This window comes from Duganella dendranthematis (genome assembly GCF_012849375.1).
In the GTDB taxonomy this organism is placed as follows: domain Bacteria; phylum Pseudomonadota; class Gammaproteobacteria; order Burkholderiales; family Burkholderiaceae_D; genus Rugamonas; species Rugamonas dendranthematis.
Genome location: NZ_CP051684.1, coordinates 1,196,017 through 1,214,972 on the forward strand (window position 1 = coordinate 1,196,017; position 18,956 = coordinate 1,214,972).

Here is an 18,956-nt window from a genome sequence, read left to right on the forward strand (position 1 = left end):
AGCACGAAATATTGGATTCGCGGAGCGTGTGCGCTTAAGCTGGACCTCATGATGCTCAAATCCCTGCTCACCCACGCCACCGACAAGGCCAACCTGCTGGAAGGCATGCGCGCCGCCTCGGCGTCCGCCATCATGCTGCTGGTGGGCTGCGCGCTGCACGCGCCGGACTTTGCGTGGGCGGCGATTGGCGCTTTCTGGACCTCGCTGGCTACCGCCTCCGACACTGCACGTAACCGGCTGGCGTCGATGCTGTCGTTCGCCGTGCTGTCGACCGTGGCCGGCGGCTTGACCACCTACGCCGCCAGCCTGGGCACGGCGGCCGGCGCGCTGGCCATTCTGGTGGTGGTCACCGGCGCCGGACTGGCGCGCGTGTGGGGCGCCAAGGCCTACCAGGTCGCCATCCTGGCCGCCACCGCCTGCGTGGTGATGGTGGACCGGCCGTGGCATGGCGGCAGCGGCGGCATGGCCTACCTGGGCGTGTACCTGTTCGGCTGCCTGTTCGCCACCGCGCTGAGCGTGGTGATCTGGCAGATCCGCCCTTTCGCGCCGGAGCACTACGCCACCAGCTGGCACGCCGCCGGCGCGCGGAGCGTGCGCGAAGGCTGGCGGCATCTGCGCAACCACGCCTCGCTGTCCAGCGACGGCGTGCACTTCGCGCTGCGGCTCGGCATCGCCACCACCGTGGCCTACCTGACGGTGCACATGCTGGATCTGTCGAACGGGTATTGGGCGACCATGGCAGTGCTGCTGATCTTGCAACCGTCCGCCTCGGGCACGCTGCCGCGTAGCGTCGAGCGCGCGGTTGGCACGGTGGTCGGCACCATCATCGCGGTAGCCATCAGCGGCCTTGCAACGTCGCCACTGGCAATCGCGCTGGCGGTGTTCCCGCTGATCGGCCTGACGATGACTTTGCGGCCAGTGGGCTACGGCGTCTTCGTCGCCTTCCTGACGCCCTCCTTCGTACTGGTGGCCGACTACGCCATGCCAGTCTTCAACGAATACAACTACGCACTGGCGCGACTGGAAACCAACCTGCTCGGCAGCGCCATCGCCATAGTCGCCACACTGACCCTGTGGCCGCTGACGGAGCGCTTCAGAAAGTAAGCTGCCAAGCGTCCCGCTCGGCCATGGCGGTTGATGCGGAATCCGCAACCGCCACAATCAGCCGTTGGCACGCGCCGCGCGGGCGATGCTTTCAGCAAACAGCGGCGTCTCGCGGCGATTGTGGTCGCCCGACGAGGCCTGGCGGTCGGCGCACGCCTGCTCCCACGAGATGCCATGTGCCTTGATGAAGTCGAGGAACTCTTCGGTCGGATGCGACACCACGCTGTTGGTGTACTCGGTACGGTTGTCGTCGATTTTCTTCGCGCTCAGATCCCAGATCACCTGCACCTTGGTGCGGCCGTTGGGCGTGAAGACGTCGGAGGTGGAGACCATGCGGCAATGCGCCGCTTCGGTGATGTCGCCGACGTAATGCTGCACCACCAGGCCGGTGCCGATCATCTCCACGTTGATGGACATGCGGCGGCCGTCATCGGTGAAGGTGGCACCGGCGGCGATGTGGTCGGGCGGCGCGCAGCGCTGGTATTCCGCATCGGGCAAGGCGAACAGCCACTTGGCGATATCGATTTGTTCAAACGGCACGTCGACGATGTGGCTGAAGGCGGATTGCGACAACACCAGGTCGGTACGGATAACAGTCATGATAATTCTCCTGAAATGAAATGCATCTAAACGTTTGGAAAGTTCGAGCAGGTTGGCTGGAGACATCATCATCGCAGGCGACAAATTTTCACGACAATCGCAAAGGAAGTGCGGACACATATGCCATGCGAAACGCGCGGCATCCCTGAGTTGGGTAGGCCAGTGCCCTCCCCTGTGGCCGCGCGGCCAGACAAGCCACCGCCTATGGCAACACCGCCAGCCGACCGGCAGAGCCGAACATGCGGTCAGCCGTTGATGGCGAACGCCTTGCGCCACGCGCTGGCGCTCACGCCCTCGCTTTTGCGGAACTCCCGCGCCAGGTGGCTTGGGTCGGCAAAGCCGCACAGACGCGCCACCTCCGCCAGCGACAAATGCGGCTGCGCGATCAGCGCCCGGGCCCGGGCCAGCCGGCGGCTGATGATCCACTGATGCGGCGTGATGCCGACGCTGGCCTTGAAGGCGCGCCCAAACTGGCTCGGCGACAGCTGGGCTTGCTCGGCCAGCGCCAGCAACCCGATCCCCGCGTGCAGATGGGCCTCGATGTACTCCTTCACCCGGCGCTCCTGCCATCCCGCCAGTCCGCCGCGCACGGCCGTCGAGGCCGGCGCGCGGCCAAAATATTGTTTCAGCAGATGACGATGGACCGACAGCGCCATCGCTTCCAGAAACAGCGGCGTGGCCGGCCCAACGTGGGAGACGGCGAACACGGCCATTTGCGCCAGATGCGCCAGGATGGTGTCTTCACCGCCGTTGATCAGCGGGATTTCGCCAAACCTGGCGACGCCCTCCGCCTCCGACAGCGCGTCCAGGGCGCCGCGGGCGAAATACAGCTGCACGCAGTTGTAGCTGCTGGCCAGATTGGCCATGGGCGAAGCCTGCAGATCCATCATCGTCAGGGCGCCGGCCGGATACGGCTTGACCCGCATGTCCTTGCCGTCCACCCACAGATTGTGCTTGAGCAGCGGCTTCAACTGCACCGCCATCAGCAGCGCGGGCTGCGGCGGCACCGGATCGGTGAAGCCGGTTCCCGGGCCGTCGTAGCGCATGTGCGTCACCGCCACATGATGATCCAGCGCGGCCGAGCGGATTTGCAGAGCTGCCTGCTGCTCTGCAAAGTAGTCGCCCATTGTTTCGCCGTATGCCCGTTCCATGACTCTTTCCAATGTGCGAATTAATCATCTTAGCAAGTTTTGACGGCGCTTGAACAAAATCCGCATAACTGGAAGGATCGCGCTGCGAATCGCGCTGAAACCGCAGCAGAGCTTGGCAGCGATTGCGGCCGAATCGTAAGATATGACGGTGCCAACTGACACATACTTGACTGAGCCGACAATGAAAACCTCAACGAAACCTGTCCGGGTCCTGATCGCCGATGACCATGAAATTCTTCGTGAAGGCATCGTGTCAGTGCTCTCGACCATGGAAGCGATCGACGTCGTGGGCGAGGCGAACAATGCGGAAATGGCGGTGGTGCTGTTTGAGCAATTACGCCCGGACGTCACGGTACTCGATTTGAAAATGCCGCTGATGGGCGGCATCGAAGCGATCAAGGCCATCCGCCGCATCGACAGCGCGGCCCGCATTCTGGCGCTGACCGCCTACCAGGGAGACGTACTGGCGCGCGAAGTGCTAGCCGCCGGCGCCGCAGGCTACATGCTGAAACACGGCATCCGCAAAGAGCTGGTGGAGGCGATCAGCAACATCGCCAACGGCTTCAAGCATATCTCGCTCGACGTCGCGCTGGAGCTGGGCCACTACTGCGACAGCGAGCTGCTCTCCCAGCGCGAGCTGGAGGTGTTGCGCTACGTCGCCGTCGGCAACACCAACCGCAAAATCGGCGAGCTGATGGGCTTGAGCGAAGAGACCATCAAGACCCACGTCAAAACCATCCTGGCGAAAACCAAGGCCCACGACCGCACGCATGCGGTGACCATTGCGCTGCAGCGGGGAATGTTGCGGGTGTAGCGCGTAGCTACTGGACTGGATGGCCTTCGATCTCTTCTTCGTACTCATTAAGCAGAAACATGACCTTCGCGTTATTGGCGTACTTTTTCTTCAACGCAGCCAACGCCTCATCGGTGCCCTTACACAGGGTGTTGATTTTGCGGATGACTTCCTTCATACGTTTCTTCTCCGATGGATCAGGAAGTTCGCCACGAAAGTGATCGCAGCCATCCCTTTTCGAAATGAAGCTGCTAACGTCCTTGGGAACGGCAGACGCCCCATGGGCCATATTCAAGTTACCCAATAACAAAAACGCTGCAATCAGCAATGTCCTCACCTTAAGCTCCCGTATCGGACCAGTGCGGACGGTCCTGTCCACGCTGGTTATATTTAATCACGCCATACGTCGCGCCGACCATATGCAACTGACGGTTCATGCCGGTCTTCGGCCCCTCCGCAATGCATACATGGCTCCCATCCGCCGACAAGATACCCAAAGCACCATGCCAGCGAATCGACATATCAACTGCGCAGCGGGCTGTGTGCCGTGAGATCAATGCAGGGGCTATCGCAAGGGTATCGATACCGTACGCCTTGGTCATGGCTTTGGCTGCATCGATCGAACGCTCCGACGAATACTCTCCTTCATCATCCTGATGATCCCACTGGATCGAAACGCCTGGCGTAGACGGTACCTTCCGTGGATCTTGCCCCGCTTTCGCAATCAGCCATGACCAATGCATCAAATAAGCTCGTTCCAATGGCCTGTACGTGGCTGCAATTGATACTACTGCACCTGCGGCCTTGAGCGCATCAATAAAGGCATTGGCATAGTCCTGGAAAGGCGGAGCCAAGTCACTGAGCGACACACTACCGGGAAACCTAGATACCCATATGACGCCACTCAGCTCTCGGCAGGCAATCTTAGCAATCGCAGGCGTCGTATCCGAAACAGCCGTCAGTCTGTGTCGAGTCTTGGTCATAGTATGGAGCCTCAAGAGTGGCAGTTTCAGGGACATCACTTGACACCAACTGCGTCCGTCCTTGTTGATCGCTGATTCCTGTGATGGTTTTTCCTGATTCAAGTGTTATCTTGTATGGGATTCCCGCGAGAGGAAGCCCTGTACCCTGATCCTGAATCACGAAGACCAGATCGTAGTTGGATCTATTAGTTTTCAGATTGCAAATATCACCTGTAGCAGCATTCGACGCCACCGTAGGCGTACCAGCTGGCGCTTCGATGACTTGGTATCGCATGTTCTGATTGGGAATCAGCTTTGGGGGGATGGGGCAAGCGCACGCGCACAAATCATCCTCCAACGCGATTTGCTTCCCATTCCACGTCTCAGGAATGCGCGGACCGACACAGAGTATTTTCCCCTGCGATTTACACGCATGACAAAAGATTGCATCGCTTTCCAATGCGATCGTCGCGCCATTGATGCTCCCTGCGCTGCTCGCAGAGATAACTTTACCGCCCGCAGAGGTTGATGCTCCAAGCGTGATTGTGTGACGCCTCATCCTTATTCTCCGGCAAGATGAAGCGCTAATTATTAACCTGTTGCAATTACCCTCTTTGCGTATGCGCAAGAGCCACGCTCAATGCAAACACTTCAGGAGCGTCGGTCCGGTCTTTTATTTGAGGCGGATATATAAATGGGGTGCAGTAGACTTCTCGCTCAGGACTTCTTTCACTTCGATGTATTGCTGCTTTCTGACCAGCTCACCGAGCTTCTGGCTACCGTAATTACGGGGGTCGAATGACGGATCCATTTTTAGCATCAGGTGTCCGACCGGCCCAAGAGGAGCAAATCCATCATCGCGCGCCACCGCCAAAATCGCTTTCCGGAACAAGTCTTCTAGTCCGGTCATTGATTCGATAACAGGCTTGGGGGCGTCGCAAGTGAAAGTTTTGACTCACCGGCCGAAGACGGCGCAATTCTCAGAATTTCCGTGTACACAAACTTGTCACATGCCACAACAAAAGGTTCAGGCGTTTTCTTTTCGCCAAAGCCATATGCCAGCAAACCGGCTTCGCGAATGCGCGTGGCAAGCCGGGTGAAATCGCTATCTGAAAGGAGATGCAGAGTGTTGGGCAATGCCTAAATACTAACACCGACACTTCATAAAGCGAGTAGAAAATGGAAGTTGAACCCGCTTTTGGCTGCAGATAACAAAAAACCCGTTTTCCTCAAAGAGAAAAACGGGTTTCTTGATTATTCCTTGGTGCCGCTTGCCGGAATCGAACTGGCGACCTTTTCATTACGAATGAACTGCTCTACCAACTGAGCTAAAGCGGCGACGACCAGCATTTTAACAAAGAACCAGCACTCCAACCAGCCCCAAAGCAATAATTTTTGGCGCTGGTTGCAACTATTTCATTGCCTTATGCCGGTTTCAGGCTTTTCAGCCTTCGCTATGGTAACCGGTGACCACCGCCACCTCGTCGCGCGAGCCCAGGAACACCGGCACGCGCTGGTGCAGTTTGTGCGGCTGGATGTCCATGATGCGCTGTTTGCCGTCGGTGGCCGCGCCGCCCGCCTGCTCGACGATGAAGGCCATCGGGTTCGCTTCGTACATCAGGCGCAGCTTGCCTGGCATCGAGGTGTCGCGGGTGTCGGCCGGGTACATGAAGATGCCGCCGCGGTTCAGGATGCGGTGCACATCGGCCACCATCGAGGCGATCCAGCGCATGTTGAAGTTGGTGCCGCGCGGGCCGGTGTCGCCGGCCAGCAGTTCGCCGATGTAGCGCTGCACCGGCGCATGCCAGTGGCGCTGGTTCGACATGTTGATGGCGAATTCCTTGGTCTTGGCCGGAATCTGGATGTCGCGCTGGGTCAGTACCCACGAACCCATTTCACGGTCCAGCGTGAAGCAGTTGACGCCGTTACCGGTGGTCAGCACCAGCATGGTCTGCGGGCCGTACACGGCGTAGCCGGCGGCAACCTGCTTGGTGCCAGCCTGCATGAAGTCGGCTTCTGTCGGCTGGCCCATGCCTTCCGGCGCTTTCAGCACGGAGAAGATGGTGCCGATCGAGACGTTGACGTCGATGTTCGACGAGCCATCCAGCGGGTCGAACAGCAGCATGTATTCGCCCTTTGGATAGCGGTTTGGAATCGGATGGATAGATTCCATTTCTTCCGATGCCATGGCAGCCAGGTGGCCGCCCCATTCGTTGGCTTCCAGCAGGATTTCGTTGGAGATGATGTCCAGCTTTTTCTGCACTTCGCCCTGGATATTTTCGGTCTCGGCGGTGCCGAGCACTTCGCCCAGCGCACCCTTGCCCACCGAGTGGCTGATGGTTTTGCAGGCGCGCGCCACCACTTCGATCAGCAGGCGCAGTTCGGCCGGGATCGTGTTGTGCTGGCGTTGTTCTTCCACCAGGTATTGCGTAAGACTGATGCGTTTCATGTTTTCCCTTGAGGTAGAGGTAATGCGATTTTTTCGGCTCAGCATGGATTCCCGCGTTCGCGGGAATGACGCGTGCTAGGCCGCGAGTGCTTTGGTGATCACTTCGGCGACGTCGTTAGACAGTTTTTGGGCGGCGACTTTTTCCAGCGCCTGTTTCATCTTGGCCTGCAACGCCGGGGCGTAACGGCGCCAGCGGTCCATGGCGCGCGCCAGGCGGGCCGCCACTTGCGGGTTGATGGCGTCGAGCTTGATTACGTATTCGGCCCAGAAATCGTAGGCGCTGCCATCGGCAGCGTGGAATTGCGACGGGTTGGCGTTGGTGAAGTTGAAGATCAGCGCGCGTGCGCGGTTCGGCGTCTTCAGCGTGAAGGCCGGATGCTGCATCAGCTTGCGCACGGCCGCCGCATCGGTGGTCGGCGCCGAGGCTTGCATGGCAAACCATTTGTCGATGACCAGCGCTTCGTTTTCAAAGTCCTGGTAGAAGGCTTTCAGGTACGGACCGGCTTCGACGCCGCTGTGGATCATGGCCACCAGTGCGGCCGAGCGGTCGGTCATGTTGGTAGCGCTTTCAAACTGCTGTTGCGACAGTTTGAGCTCGGCCATGTCCGGCGTCGCCATCAGGTAAGACAGGCATAGGTTTTTCAGCGCGCGCTTGCCGGCCGACAGCGCGTCCGGGCTGTACTCGCCCGGCGTCTGGTTGGCGTGGTATTGCGCCAGCAGTTCCGGCTTGAGCGCGGCGCCGATGGTGCGGCGCAGGAACTGGCGCGCGGTGTGGATGGCTTGCGGGTCGACTACTTCCATCTGCTCGGCGATGATGGTTTCCGACGGCAGGATCAGCGCCAGTTCGCGGAACGCCGGGTCCAGCGTTTCGTCGGTCAGCACGGTGCGCATGGCGTTGATGAAGGTGTTGTCCAGCTTGAGGTTGCCGTCGCCGTGCGCCGCCACTTGCGCGGTCAGTTTCAGCAGGCGCTCCATGGCCAGCCGCTGGCCGGCTTCCCAGCGGTTGACCGGGTCGCTGTCGTGGTTGAACAGGTGCAGCAGTTCGCCATCGGTGTAGTCGTATTCGAGGATCACCGGCGCCGAGAAGTCGCGCAGGATCGATGGAATCGGCCGTTCGTCGACGTTGCGGAAGCGGAAGATCTGCTCCTGCGTGGTCAGCTCCAGCACGATGGTGGTGGCGCCTTTTTCGTGCTTGCCATTTTCCAGCGTCAGCGGCAGGTCCTTGCCGTCGGCGCCCAGCAGGCCCACCGCCACCGGAATGTGGAACGGTTGTTGGTCGGCCTGGCCGCGCTGCGACAGGATGATGTCGAAGTTGCGCTTGACTGCGTCGTAGCGGGTGCGCGCGGTCACCACCGGCGTGCCGGCCTGTGAATACCAGCGCTCGAACTGGGCCAGGTCGCGGTCGTTGGCGTCGGCCATGGCGGCGCGGAAGTCGTCGCAGGTCACGGCCTGGCCGTCGTGGCGCTCGAAGTACAGGTCCATGCCTTTGCGGAAGCCGTCGCGGCCCAGCAGGGTCTGGTACATGCGCACCACTTCGGCGCCTTTTTCGTACACGGTGACGGTGTAGAAGTTGTTGATTTCGACGAAGGAGTCGGGACGCACCGGGTGCGCCATCGGGCCGGCGTCTTCCGGGAACTGCGCCTGGCGCAGCGTGCGCACCTGGTCGATCCGGGTGACGGCGCGGCCGCTGTCGGTACCGATCATGTCGGCCGAGAATTCCTGGTCGCGGAACACGGTCAGGCCTTCCTTCAGCGACAGCTGGAACCAGTCGCGGCAGGTCACGCGGTTGCCGGTCCAATTGTGGAAGTATTCGTGGCCAACCACCGCTTCAATGCCGGCGAAGTCGATGTCGGTGGCGGTGCGCGGGTTGGCCAGCACAAACTTGGTGTTGAAGATGTTCAGGCCCTTGTTTTCCATCGCCCCCATGTTGAAATCGCCTACGGCGACGATCATGAAGCGGTCCAGGTCGAGTTCCAGGTTGAAGCGTTCCTCGTCCCAGCGGATCGAGTTCTTCAGCGACTGCATGGCGTAGTCGGTCTTGTCGAGGTTGCCCTCTTCCACCCACACTTGCAGCAGGACGTCGCGGCCGTCGGCCAGCTTGAAGGTTTCTTCCTGGCAAACCAGTTTGGCCGCCACCAGCGCGAACAGGTAGGAAGGCTTTTTGAACGGGTCTTCCCATTTGGCGTAATGGCGGCCGTCGCCGAGATCGCCCTCTTCGATCAAATTGCCGTTGGACAGCAGCACCGGGTAGGCGGCCTTGTCGGCGCGCAGCATCACGGTGTACTTGGCCATCACGTCCGGACGGTCGGGGAAGAAGGTGATGCGGCGGAAGCCTTCAGCCTCGCACTGGGTGAAAAAGTTGCCGTTGGACACATACAAGCCGGACAAAGTCGTGTTTTCCACCGGCGCGCAGATGGTTTCGATTTCCAGCACCACATCGGCCGGCGCCTTGCGGATGGTGAGCGTCGATTCGGTCAGCATGTAATCGCCGACGTCCAGCTGCTTCCCGTTCAGGCGCAGTTGCACCAGTTCAATAGCTTCGCCATGCAGCACGATGTCGTGGCTGGACGAGGCCGGGTTCTGGCGCAGGGTGATGCGATTCGCCACCACGGTCCGCGCTGGCGCCAGGTCGAAACCGAGTTCTACGGTGTCAACCAGGAAGGCGGGAGGGGTGTAATCTTTGCGGTAGATCGTCGTGGGGCTGCTGTCGGTGCGCATTGGAGGCTCTGAGGACGGATACAAAGGCTTATTTTACCAATACCGGGGCTGCCTGATGCGCGGAATCGTGGTTTGAGAGACAATTGACCTTTGGTGGGAACTAACATTGCTGGCGTACATCGCGCCGTAACAGTCTGTAATAATCAAGCGGGCGCCGTGCCGGCGGCATACACTGGATCCCGGATCACCCGTTTTAGCTGAAAGGGAATCATCATGAAAAACTATCTTGCCGCGCTGGGAGCGGCCGCCGTGGTGCTGTTGAGCGGATGCGCGACCACGCTGCACAGCAACGTCACCGCGTTCAACGACTGGCCGGCCGCCGATCTTCAGGACAAGTCCTTCGCTTTCGAGGCGCCGCAGGGGGCCAACGATACGCTGGAATTCCGCAACTACCAGGCGCTGGTGGCCAACCAGCTGACCCAGCTGGGCTTCCATCAGGCTGGCGAAGGCCAACAGCCGCAGCTGATGGTCAGCATGAAATACTTCACCATCGATCATCCGGTGCGCGTGATTCAGGCCGATCCGTTTGACGATCCGTACTGGGGGCCGGGCTTTGGCCGCTACGGCTACTATGGCCGCTTCGGCTATTCGCGCTGGGCTTATCGTCCGTTCTTCTATGATCCGTACCGTTTCGGTCCGCGTTATGTGAGCGAGCAGATCAAGCACCAGTATCAACGCCAGCTGCGTGTGACCATCGATACCGTATCGGGCCGCAAGCTGTATGACGTGACGGTGCAGAACACCAGCGGCGTGCAGGCGACGCCGTATGTGATGCCGGCGCTGGTGCAGAGTGCGTTCACCGGCTTCCCGGGCCAGAATGGCGTGCCGCGTACCATCGACATCACCATCGATCCGAAGACACCGACGGTGCAGGCGGCCAATCCGGCGCCGAAGGCTAACTGACGTCATTCCCGCGCACGCGGGAATCCATACTCAGCATGGGCTCCCGCTTGCGCGGGAGCGACGCGTCATAACCGGCGCTTCAGGTAGACCGGCATCAGCCACCAGGCGCACACAATCAGCAGCCCCATCACGGCGGCAACCGCCATCCCCACGGTGGCGCCAAATACTTCCGACATCACCAGATCCGTCCCCAGCACCAGGGCAATCGCCAGCGCAAACGCGCCCGCGACGATCTGGCGCGTGGCGATGCGCTTGAAGCGGGCCCGGTCCTTCAGCGGCCGCAGCAGCCGGTGCTGGATCGCCGGCGCGCTCAGCAGCACCAGGCTGGCCAGCGAAAACAAGAAGGTCGCCAGGAACAGCAGCTTTTCAAGGTGCACAATTTTCGCAAAGCCGCCGTTGAACGGCAGGATGATCAGAAACGCCGACAGCATCTGCGCACCCGGCAGCAGGATGCGCATTTCGCTCAGCATGTCCGAAAAATCACCGTCGTCGCGCTCGTCGCTTTGGGTGTCGTTGTCGCGCTCTTCCGGGGCCGCGCTCATGGCAGCAGGATGGTCGAGCCGGTGGTCTTGCGCGCTTCCAGGTCGCGGTGCGCCTGTTGCACGTCGGCCAGCGCATAGCGTTGGCGAATATCTATTTTCACTTCCCCGCTGCTGACCACGCCGAACAGCGACTTGGCCATCGCTTCCAGATCCTCGCGCCTGGCGGCATAAGTCATCAAGGTCGGCCGCGTGACGAACAGCGAACCGCGGCTGGCCAGCTCGCTCAGGGCGAACGGCGTCACCGGACCGGAGGCGTTGCCGAAACTGACCATCGTGCCCAGCGGCTGCAGGCAATCCAGCGAGCCGATGAAGGTATCCTTGCCGATCGAGTCGTAGACTGCCGAGACGCCCTTGCCGTCGGTCAGTTCCTTGACGCGCTCGGTGAAGTTTTCCTTGTTGTAGTTGATGACCTCGGCGGCGCCGTTTTCAATCGCCAGCGCCGCCTTCTCTTCCGAGCCGACCGTGCCGATCAGCTTGACGCCCATCACCCTCGCCCACTGGCAGGCGATCAGGCCGACGCCGCCGGCCGCCGCGTGGAACAGAATGGTGTCGCCGGCCTTCAGCGGCACCGTGCGGTGGAACAGGTATTGCACCGTCAGCCCTTGCAGCATCATCGCGGCGGCGGTGTCGAATTCGATCTGGTTCGGCAGCACCAGCAGCTGCGAGGCCGGGATGATGCGCGCTTCCGAATACGAACCCAGCGGACGGCCGCCGTAGGCCACGCGGTCGCCGACCTTCAGATCGGTCACGCCCTCGCCCACTTCTTCCACCACGCCGGCGCCCTCCACGCCCAGCGCGCCGGGCATCGGCTGCGGGTACAGGCCGGTGCGGTGGTAGACGTCGATATAGTTCAGGCCAATGGCTTCATGGCGCATCCGCACCTCGCCCGGACCGGGCGGCGGCAGATCGACCTCCACCAGTTCCATCACTTCGGGACCGCCGACGCGGTTGATGCGGATCGCCTTGACCATTGCTCTTCTCCTCAATTAGGCAGCGCGTTGCTGAAGCTGAGACAGTACCAGATGTGCCGACGACAGGTTGGTGGCGCACGGCGTATTGTGCACGTCGCAGGCGCGCACCAGGGCGTTGATGTCCGGTTCGTGCGGCTGCGGCGTCATCGGATCGCGCAGGAAGATCACGCAGTCGATCTGGCCTTCCACCAGCAGCGAGCCGATCTGCAAATCGCCGCCGAACGGGCCGGAATGCTTGCGCTCCACCTCCAGGCCGACTTCGTTGATCAGGCGGCCGCCGGTGGTGCCGGTGGCCACCAGCGCGCAGGTCGACAGGAACGCCTTGTATTCGGTGGCCAGCGTGATCATGTCGTCTTTTTTCTTGTCGTGCGCAATCAGGGCAATGCGGAATTTCATGTCTTGATCCTAGTTTATTTTTTGGACAGCAGATAGATCCCGGCCAGCACGAGGGCGGTGCCGCCCAGTTGCCAGGAGGTGACGGGTTCGCCCAGCAGCAGCGCGCCCAGGAACAGCGTTGACACCGGGCCGATCATACCAGCCTGCGAGGCGGTGCCCGCGCCGATGCGTTCGACGGCGATCATGGTCATGAACACCGGCGCCACCGTGCACAGCAGGCCGTTCAGCAGCGACAGGCCGTACACCGGCAACGGCTGGATCAGCATCTCGGGCGGCCGCAGCAGGAAGAACTGGCCAACGCAGGCCACGGTCGAGACGCACATCGCGTACGACACCAGCTTGAGCGAGCCGAGCCGCTTGACCATTTCACCGGACAGCAGCAGGTAGGCGGCATACGCGGCGGCCGAGCCGGTCACCAATGCCGCACCCAACACGACGTTATGGCCGCCCTGCAGGTCGTGCACGAACACCAGCACGATGCCGCAGTAAGAAATCAGCAGCGCCATCCACTGCTTGTGGCTGATGTGCTGCTTGAGAAAGGTGGAGCTGATGAGCAGCACGAAGGTGGGCGTCAGGAACAGGATCAGCCGCTCCAGGCCGACTGAAATGTATTGCAGGCCGAGGAAGTCGAGGAAGCTGGACAGGTAGTAGCCGACCAGGCCGAGGCCGAGGATGCGCCAGCGGTCGCCACCGGTCAGCGGCGCGCCGGTGCGCATCTTCCACACCGCCACAGCGGCGAACACCGGGAACGAGAACAGCATGCGGAAAGCGATCAGGGTGACGGCGTCGATGTGGTAGCGGTACAGCAGCTTGGCGACGATGGCCTTGGTGGAAAACAGAACCGAGCCGCCGATGGCGATACCCAACCCGCTGAGAAATGCCGCGCGCGTCAGCGGGCTGTGTGTGGTACTTTTGTCCATAGGCAAATTGTATCGCCTAAACCCCAACCTCGCTCGGCAGCCCCATTTTGAGCCGCGTCAATTTGATTGGTGATAGGCTGTGTGAGCATCGCGAGATGGAGATTCGAAGATATACGCGAGCGGATCTATCCGTTCCCTTCCAACAATGGTTTGACCATTTGGACAAACTCGCGGCGGCAAAAGTCTCAAGGGCGCTATTTAGAATGGGCGATGGAAACCTGTCCCGAGTGAAATGGTTTGCCAGTATTGGGGAATATGTCATCGACTGGGGGCCTGGATATCGGATTTATCTTGCAAAAGACGGCGCGATGACGATTCTATTGCTTGGTGGCGGAACAAAAAAACATCAACAAATCGATATCACACGCGCAAAGCTCATGCACGAAGAATTCAAAAGGCGCAAGAAAGAGACCGGCGGAGGATTACTATGGAGCTAGCGGGTTTTGAAGTCGGCATTGTTGAGCGCATTCAACGTGAGCCAGCTTTTGCCGTCGCCTTGATGACAGAAGTAAATGAAGCTTTTGCAGAAGATGAAAACAATATCGCAAAAGGTATATTGCGAGTCTTAACCTTCGGCACAGTTGGGTTCTCAGCTTTGGCACATTCCTTGTCATTGACGGCGGAGACACTGCAGCAATTGCTTTCGCAAGACGCAACGCCAGACACCGCCAGCCTGAGAGCGGTAGAAAAGGCGCTCAGGCTGGCGTTGGGGGTTGCTGCTAGCTAATCGTCACCGCTGGCGTGCCGGCGGTGACCGTCGCGGTGGTGGTGCGGGCGACGATGGTGGCTGGGGCGGTGGTGCCGACCAGCTTGTTCACCTGGCGGAACTGGGCCGTCATTTTGCCCGGCGTCAGCGTCACCAGCGTGTAGCCCTGCGCATCGGTGTTCAGATGCTTGAGCCACGGATTGTTGCCCAGCGCGGATAGTTGCTGCGCCAGCGTGAGCAGGCTGGTGTTGAAGTCGCTGTTGGCTTGCAGGCCGGCCAGTACGGCGCCGGTGGTCGCTTCCAGCTGCGACTCCGGCACGCCTTTCGCCGCCAGCGCGCCGCGCAGCTGCACGCGGGTCTGTTCGGCCAGCGACGCCACCGTCGGCGCAGCTTTGCCCATGGTGTAATCCAGCAGGTTGAAGTTCAGGTTGACCGTGCCCAGCCCGGTCACCGGCACCGCTACCGGGTAGGACACCAGCGTGCCGATGTCGCCCAGCGTCGATGCCGCATCGCGCAGGTAGCTGAAGAACGAGTCCGAGCTGATGCCGGCCGATACCAGATCCACCATCACCGGCGTGCCGCCACCGGTGGCGTCGAAGTCGTCGTTGACGGTGCCGGCGAAGAAGGAGTGAATGTCGCCGGTCATCGCCACCACGTTGCCGATGTTGTTGGTCTTCAGGTGAGCCATCAGCGCCTTGCGCTCGCTGTTGTAGCCGTCCCACTGGTCACAGTTGAGCAGGAACTTGGTGAAGAACGCCGACAGCGCATCCTTCTTGCCCGATGCCGCCACAAACGCGGAATTGGCCTTGTTGGCCTGCACTTCCGGCTTGATGTAGCCGAAGGCGATGGTCTGCCCCGCCACCGCAGCCAGCGCCGCGCCGCTTTGGCCGGCAGCCGCCGCAGCAGCGACCTTGCCGAAGGTGGCGACGGCAATCGCCGCCTGCGCCGCCGTCAGTCCGGCCGCCACGCCAGCCGCCGCTTGCGCATCCGCTGCGGCGCCGCCGGCCGCCTTGGTGGCGATGGCGACTGCGGCCGCTTGCGCCACGGCCGATGATGCGCCCGCCGTCACACCCGCCACAATCGCACCAGCCACGGCGAAGTTGCCGCCGGTCGATGCAGCGGCCGTGCCGACCGAAGTCGCCACGGTCGTCACCGCGTTCAAGGCCAGCAAGGTGGCAATGGCGTCCACGCCGTTCAGGCCCATGCGCAGCAGCGAGACTTCATTGCCCCACAGTTTCCAGGTCGCGGTGGCGGCCTTCATCTTGTCCATCCACCACTGGCGCTGGGTGTTGCCGAGCATGGTGGCGGTGGTCAGCGGGTCCAGGCCGATGCTCTTGGCGCCGGCCATCTTCTGCGCTTCCACGCTATTGAACAGGTCTTGCGGCACCAGGTAACGCGAGCCGATGCGGCCCAGCGGCTTGCCGGTTGCCGGGTTAATCGACGATTCCGGAATGATGTGGTCGGCGCGGTACAGGCGCTCGTCGGTCATCACCAGTTGCATCAGCTTGCCGAACTGGAAGTCGCGGTAGATCTTGATGTTCTGGAAGGTGGTGTTGGCGCCGTCCAGCGTCACATCGGCCGGCATGTACTCGAACCAGGCCTGGTTGGCGCTGCGGCGGCGCGCCGGCTGGTGCAGGTCGGAGCCGTCGGCGTTGAACGAGCCGTCGTAGGTTTCGGCGTCCTGCCAGGCGTCGTCGGTAAATTCATGGTCGTCCCAGATGGCGATGAAGGCGAAGCGCTCGTGCAGCGCCTGCAGGCGCGCGTCGGTGCGGTATTTCTTGTACAGGTAGCGGTAATCGTTGACCGTGTTGGCGTACTTGGCGCCGGAGCTGCCGTTTTTATACACGCCGTCCGGCAGCACCAGCGCATCGTGGCGGCTTTCCACCGCGCCGAGCTGGAAGTCCTCGCCCACGGTTTCGTAGATGTAATCGCCCAGGTGGACGATGAAGTCCAGCTGCTCGGCGGCGATCGACGTCATCGCGCCCCAGTGGTTGACGCTCCAGTCCTGGCACGTCATGTAGACGAACTGCAGCTGCGCGACGTCGGCGTCGGCCGCCGGTGCGGTCTTGAAGCGGCCGACATTCGAGCGGTTGTCGCCGGCGATGAACTGGTAATAGTAAGTGGTGGCGGCCGACAGCCCGGTCAGCTTGTGGCGCACGGTGTTGTCGTACTGGACCTGCAACGGCAGCTTGACGTCGGCCACGGTGGCGCCGCTGAGCGCGGCATTGCTGCCCAGCGCGGCGCTGTTGTCGGTGGTGGTGACGATCAGACGGATGGCGGTGTCGCTGCCGGTGGCGACGGCGACGTTGTCGAAAGCCGACGGCACGGCGCGGGTCCACAGCATAATGCTGTCGGCGCGCGGGTCGCCGGAGGCCACGCTTTGCGGGAATTTCCACGCGCCGCTGGCCAGCGCCAGGTCGCTGCCGGGCGCGCCATCGCTGCCGCCGCAGGCGCTCAAGCCCACGCCCGAGGCCACCGATACCGTGATAAAGCTGCCGAATTTAATAAACTGCCGACGATCCATGTCCACTCCCGCCAATGTAATAGTGACAAAAGAATCAACATTAGCAGGTCGATGTGACAACTTCCCTACAAAAAGTGGAGGCCGGCCTCTAGCGGCAGCACAGGGAGGCCAAGACGGTTTCTGTCAAGGCTCTTATGCTAGAATACCGCCCTCACCGCAGCACCATCGCTTAAATTACCGACACACCGCCGAAGGAAGACCGAACATGGCTGGACACAGCAAATGGGCCAACATCAAGCACAAAAAGGCAGCAACTGACGCGAAACGCGGCAAGATCTGGACTCGCCTGATCAAGGAAATCACCGTTGCTGCGCGCATGGGCGGCGGCGACATCACGTCGAATCCGCGCCTGCGCCTCGCCATCGACAAGGCGGCCGACGCCAATATGCCGAAAGATAACGTGCAGCGCGCGATCACCCGCGGCACCGGCGGCGAAGACGGCGCGGCCTACGAGGAAGTCCGCTACGAAGGCTACGGCGTCGGCGGCGCGGCGATCATCGTCGACTGCATGACCGACAACCGCGTGCGCACCGTGGCTGAAGTCCGCAACGCCTTCAACAAGAATGGCGGTAACATGGGCAACGAAGGCTCGGTGGCCTTCATGTTCAAGCACTGCGGCCAGTTCCTGTTCGCGCCGGGCACCAATGAAGACGCACTGATGGAAGCGGCGCTGGAAGCCGGCGCCGAAGACGTGGTCACCGATGAGGAAGGCGGCATCGAAGTGCTGTGCGGCCCGCACGACTTCGCCGGCGTGAAAGACGCGCTGGAAGCCAAGGGCTTCAAGGCCGAAGTGGCCGAGATCATCATGAAGCCGGATGTCGAAATCGCCGTCAACGGCGACAACGCGATCAAGATGCAGAAACTGCTGGACGCGCTGGAAGCGCTGGACGATGTGCAGGAAGTGTATTCCAACACCCTGATTGAAGACTGAGCGAAGACTGAGGGATTATGAAAATATTGGTAGTCGGCTCCGGCGGCCGTGAACATGCACTGGCCTGGAAACTGGCGCAGTCCGAGCGCATCCAGATGGTGTACGTGGCCCCAGGTAATGGCGGCACCGCGCGCGATTCGCGCCTGGTCAACGTCAACATCACCGACCTGCACGAGCTGGCGAACTTCGTCGAGAGCGAAGGCATCAGCCTGACCGTGGTCGGCCCGGAGACCCCGCTGGCCGGCGGCATCGTCAACCTGTTCCGCGCGCGCGGCCTGAAAGTCTTCGGCCCAACGAAAGAAGCGGCGCAGCTGGAGTCGTCGAAAGACTTCGCCAAGGCGTTCATGCATCGCCACGGCATCCCGACCGCCAAGTACGAAACCTTCTCCGACGTCGCTCCGGCGCACGCCTACATCGACGCCCATGGCGCACCGATCGTCATCAAGGCCGACGGCCTGGCCGCCGGCAAGGGCGTGGTGGTGGCGCTGTCGCTGGAAGAAGCGCACCAGGCAGTGGACGACATGCTGGCCGATAACCGCTTCGGCGACGCCGGCGCCCGCATCGTCATCGAAGAATTCCTGGCCGGCGAAGAAGCCAGCTTCATCGTCATGTGCGACGGCAAAAACATCCTGCCACTGGCCACCAGCCAGGATCACAAGCGCCTCAAGGACAACGACGAAGGCCCGAACACCGGCGGCATGGGCGCCTACTCCCCTGCCCCGATCGTGACGCCGGCAATGCACGCCCGCGTGATGCGCGAGATCATCAACCCGACCATCGCCGGCATGGCGAAGGACGGCATCGTCTTCACCGGCTTCCTGTACGCCGGCCTGATGATCGACGCCGCCGGCAATCCGCGCACGCTGGAATTCAACTGCCGCATGGGCGATCCGGAAACCCAGCCGATCATGTCGCGCCTGAAGACCGACCTGCTGGCGGTGATGGAACACGCCGTCAACGGCACGCTGGACCAGATCGAACTGGAATGGGACCGCCGCACCGCCGTCGGCGTGGTACTGGCCGCCGAAGGCTATCCGGACGCGCCGCTGAAAGGCGCCGTGATCGATGGCATCCCGGCCGAAACGCCGGAATCGGTGACCTTCCACGCCGGCACCGCCGAAGTGGACGGCCAGCTGGTGGTGACCGGTGGCCGCGTGCTGTGCGCGGTCGGCCTGGGCGACAGCGTCAAGCTGGCGCAGAAGCAGGCTTACGAAGTGGTCGACCAGATCCACTTCGCCGGCATGCAGTGCCGCCGCGACATCGGCTGGCGTGGTCTGAAACACTAA

The 18,956-nt window shown here is 61.6% G+C and carries 21 protein-coding genes and 1 tRNA gene; 7 read left to right on the top strand and 15 right to left on the bottom strand.

The genetic code is table 11. The annotated features are described in order from the left end of the window. Positions 1–48 precede the first annotated feature (48 nt). The gene (locus HH213_RS05560) at positions 49–1,104 is read left to right on the top strand and encodes an FUSC family protein (protein WP_169111299.1); all 1,056 of its coding nucleotides are present in this window, start codon (positions 49–51) and stop codon (positions 1,102–1,104) included. 57 nt (positions 1,105–1,161) lie between these two features. Here HH213_RS05560 and HH213_RS05565 read toward each other — a convergent pair whose 3' ends face one another. Together HH213_RS05565 and HH213_RS05570 are read right to left on the bottom strand one after the other, a co-directional pair. Then, positions 1,162–1,704: a hypothetical protein gene (locus tag HH213_RS05565; RefSeq protein ID WP_161044861.1), complete on the bottom strand. Its 543-nt coding sequence runs from the start codon at positions 1,702–1,704 to the stop codon at positions 1,162–1,164. Positions 1,705–1,949: 245 nt separating this feature from the next. Next, the gene (locus HH213_RS05570) at positions 1,950–2,855 is read right to left on the bottom strand and encodes an AraC family transcriptional regulator (RefSeq protein ID WP_169111301.1); all 906 of its coding nucleotides are present in this window, start codon (positions 2,853–2,855) and stop codon (positions 1,950–1,952) included. Positions 2,856–3,036: 181 nt separating this feature from the next. Here HH213_RS05570 and HH213_RS05575 point away from each other — a divergent pair, with 181 nt between their 5' ends. Further along, a complete protein-coding gene (locus HH213_RS05575) occupies positions 3,037–3,669 on the top strand; it encodes a response regulator transcription factor (protein WP_169111303.1) in 633 nt (210 codons plus the stop codon). 7 nt (positions 3,670–3,676) lie between these two features. On the opposite strand, the gene HH213_RS05580 is transcribed toward HH213_RS05575, so the two are convergent. The 8 genes from HH213_RS05580 to pepN all read right to left on the bottom strand — a co-directional run bounded on the left by HH213_RS05580 (position 3,677) and on the right by pepN (position 9,777). After that, positions 3,677–3,976 carry a hypothetical protein gene (locus HH213_RS05580; RefSeq protein ID WP_169111305.1) on the bottom strand — a complete coding sequence of 100 codons (300 nt, stop codon included), beginning with the start codon at positions 3,974–3,976 and terminating at the stop codon, positions 3,677–3,679. Between the two features lie 10 nt (positions 3,977–3,986). Next, a complete protein-coding gene (locus tag HH213_RS05585) occupies positions 3,987–4,631 on the bottom strand; it encodes a hypothetical protein (RefSeq protein ID WP_199240413.1) in 645 nt (214 codons plus the stop codon). Continuing rightward, complete coding sequence (locus HH213_RS30630; protein WP_169111307.1) at positions 4,573–5,169, bottom strand: PAAR domain-containing protein; 597 nt, start codon at positions 5,167–5,169, stop codon at positions 4,573–4,575. The genes HH213_RS05585 and HH213_RS30630 overlap by 59 nt, the downstream gene beginning before the upstream one ends. 114 nt (positions 5,170–5,283) lie before the next feature. Continuing rightward, a complete protein-coding gene (locus HH213_RS05595; protein ID WP_169111309.1) occupies positions 5,284–5,520 on the bottom strand; it encodes an OST-HTH/LOTUS domain-containing protein in 237 nt (78 codons plus the stop codon). Next, entirely contained in the window at positions 5,517–5,747 is a 231-nt protein-coding gene (locus HH213_RS30635) for an NYN domain-containing protein (protein WP_371875695.1), read from the bottom strand. Before HH213_RS30635 ends, HH213_RS05595 begins: the two co-directional genes overlap by 4 nt. Before the next feature lie 125 nt (positions 5,748–5,872). Continuing rightward, a tRNA-Thr gene (locus HH213_RS05600) sits at positions 5,873–5,948 on the bottom strand. Positions 5,949–6,054: 106 nt separating this feature from the next. Continuing rightward, positions 6,055–7,059 carry a class 1 fructose-bisphosphatase gene (locus tag HH213_RS05605; RefSeq protein WP_110844976.1) on the bottom strand — a complete coding sequence of 335 codons (1,005 nt, stop codon included), beginning with the start codon at positions 7,057–7,059 and terminating at the stop codon, positions 6,055–6,057. 75 nt (positions 7,060–7,134) lie between these two features. Beyond that, the gene (gene pepN, locus HH213_RS05610; protein ID WP_169111311.1) at positions 7,135–9,777 is read right to left on the bottom strand and encodes an aminopeptidase N; all 2,643 of its coding nucleotides are present in this window, start codon (positions 9,775–9,777) and stop codon (positions 7,135–7,137) included. A gap of 213 nt (positions 9,778–9,990) precedes the next feature. On the opposite strand from pepN, the gene HH213_RS05615 reads away from it, so the two are divergent. Further along, on the top strand, positions 9,991–10,680 hold the full coding sequence (locus HH213_RS05615) for a DUF4136 domain-containing protein (protein ID WP_169111313.1): 690 nt from the start codon (positions 9,991–9,993) through the stop codon (positions 10,678–10,680). 65 nt (positions 10,681–10,745) lie between these two features. Here the strand turns inward: HH213_RS05615 and HH213_RS05620 are convergent, their stop codons facing one another. The 4 genes from HH213_RS05620 to HH213_RS05635 are packed head-to-tail and all read right to left on the bottom strand — an operon-like array spanning position 10,746 to position 13,509. Continuing rightward, the gene (locus HH213_RS05620; RefSeq protein WP_169111315.1) at positions 10,746–11,222 is read right to left on the bottom strand and encodes a DUF6328 family protein; all 477 of its coding nucleotides are present in this window, start codon (positions 11,220–11,222) and stop codon (positions 10,746–10,748) included. Continuing rightward, positions 11,219–12,193: a quinone oxidoreductase family protein gene (locus HH213_RS05625; protein ID WP_169111317.1), complete on the bottom strand. Its 975-nt coding sequence runs from the start codon at positions 12,191–12,193 to the stop codon at positions 11,219–11,221. Before HH213_RS05625 ends, HH213_RS05620 begins: the two co-directional genes overlap by 4 nt. Before the next feature lie 15 nt (positions 12,194–12,208). Then, positions 12,209–12,589: a methylglyoxal synthase gene (locus HH213_RS05630; protein WP_110844981.1), complete on the bottom strand. Its 381-nt coding sequence runs from the start codon at positions 12,587–12,589 to the stop codon at positions 12,209–12,211. 14 nt (positions 12,590–12,603) lie between these two features. After that, positions 12,604–13,509 (bottom strand): DMT family transporter, encoded by a 906-nt coding sequence (locus HH213_RS05635; RefSeq protein ID WP_169111319.1) that lies wholly within the window; start codon positions 13,507–13,509, stop codon positions 12,604–12,606. Between the two features lie 47 nt (positions 13,510–13,556). Here HH213_RS05635 and HH213_RS05640 point away from each other — a divergent pair, with 47 nt between their 5' ends. Together HH213_RS05640 and HH213_RS05645 are read left to right on the top strand one after the other, a co-directional pair. Beyond that, on the top strand, positions 13,557–13,946 hold the full coding sequence (locus tag HH213_RS05640; RefSeq protein WP_229263312.1) for a type II toxin-antitoxin system RelE/ParE family toxin: 390 nt from the start codon (positions 13,557–13,559) through the stop codon (positions 13,944–13,946). Beyond that, entirely contained in the window at positions 13,937–14,236 is a 300-nt protein-coding gene (locus HH213_RS05645; RefSeq protein ID WP_169111321.1) for a transcriptional regulator, read from the top strand. Before HH213_RS05640 ends, HH213_RS05645 begins: the two co-directional genes overlap by 10 nt. On the opposite strand, the gene HH213_RS05650 is transcribed toward HH213_RS05645, so the two are convergent. Next, the gene (locus tag HH213_RS05650) at positions 14,229–16,739 is read right to left on the bottom strand and encodes an alkaline phosphatase D family protein (RefSeq protein WP_169111323.1); all 2,511 of its coding nucleotides are present in this window, start codon (positions 16,737–16,739) and stop codon (positions 14,229–14,231) included. The two genes, HH213_RS05645 and HH213_RS05650, sit on opposite strands and share 8 nt — an antisense overlap. Positions 16,740–16,944: 205 nt before the next feature. Here HH213_RS05650 and HH213_RS05655 point away from each other — a divergent pair, with 205 nt between their 5' ends. After that, positions 16,945–17,670, top strand: a complete 726-nt coding sequence (locus HH213_RS05655; protein WP_110844985.1) for a YebC/PmpR family DNA-binding transcriptional regulator — start codon at positions 16,945–16,947, stop codon at positions 17,668–17,670. A gap of 17 nt (positions 17,671–17,687) precedes the next feature. After that, the gene (gene purD / locus HH213_RS05660; RefSeq protein ID WP_169111325.1) at positions 17,688–18,956 is read left to right on the top strand and encodes a phosphoribosylamine--glycine ligase; all 1,269 of its coding nucleotides are present in this window, start codon (positions 17,688–17,690) and stop codon (positions 18,954–18,956) included.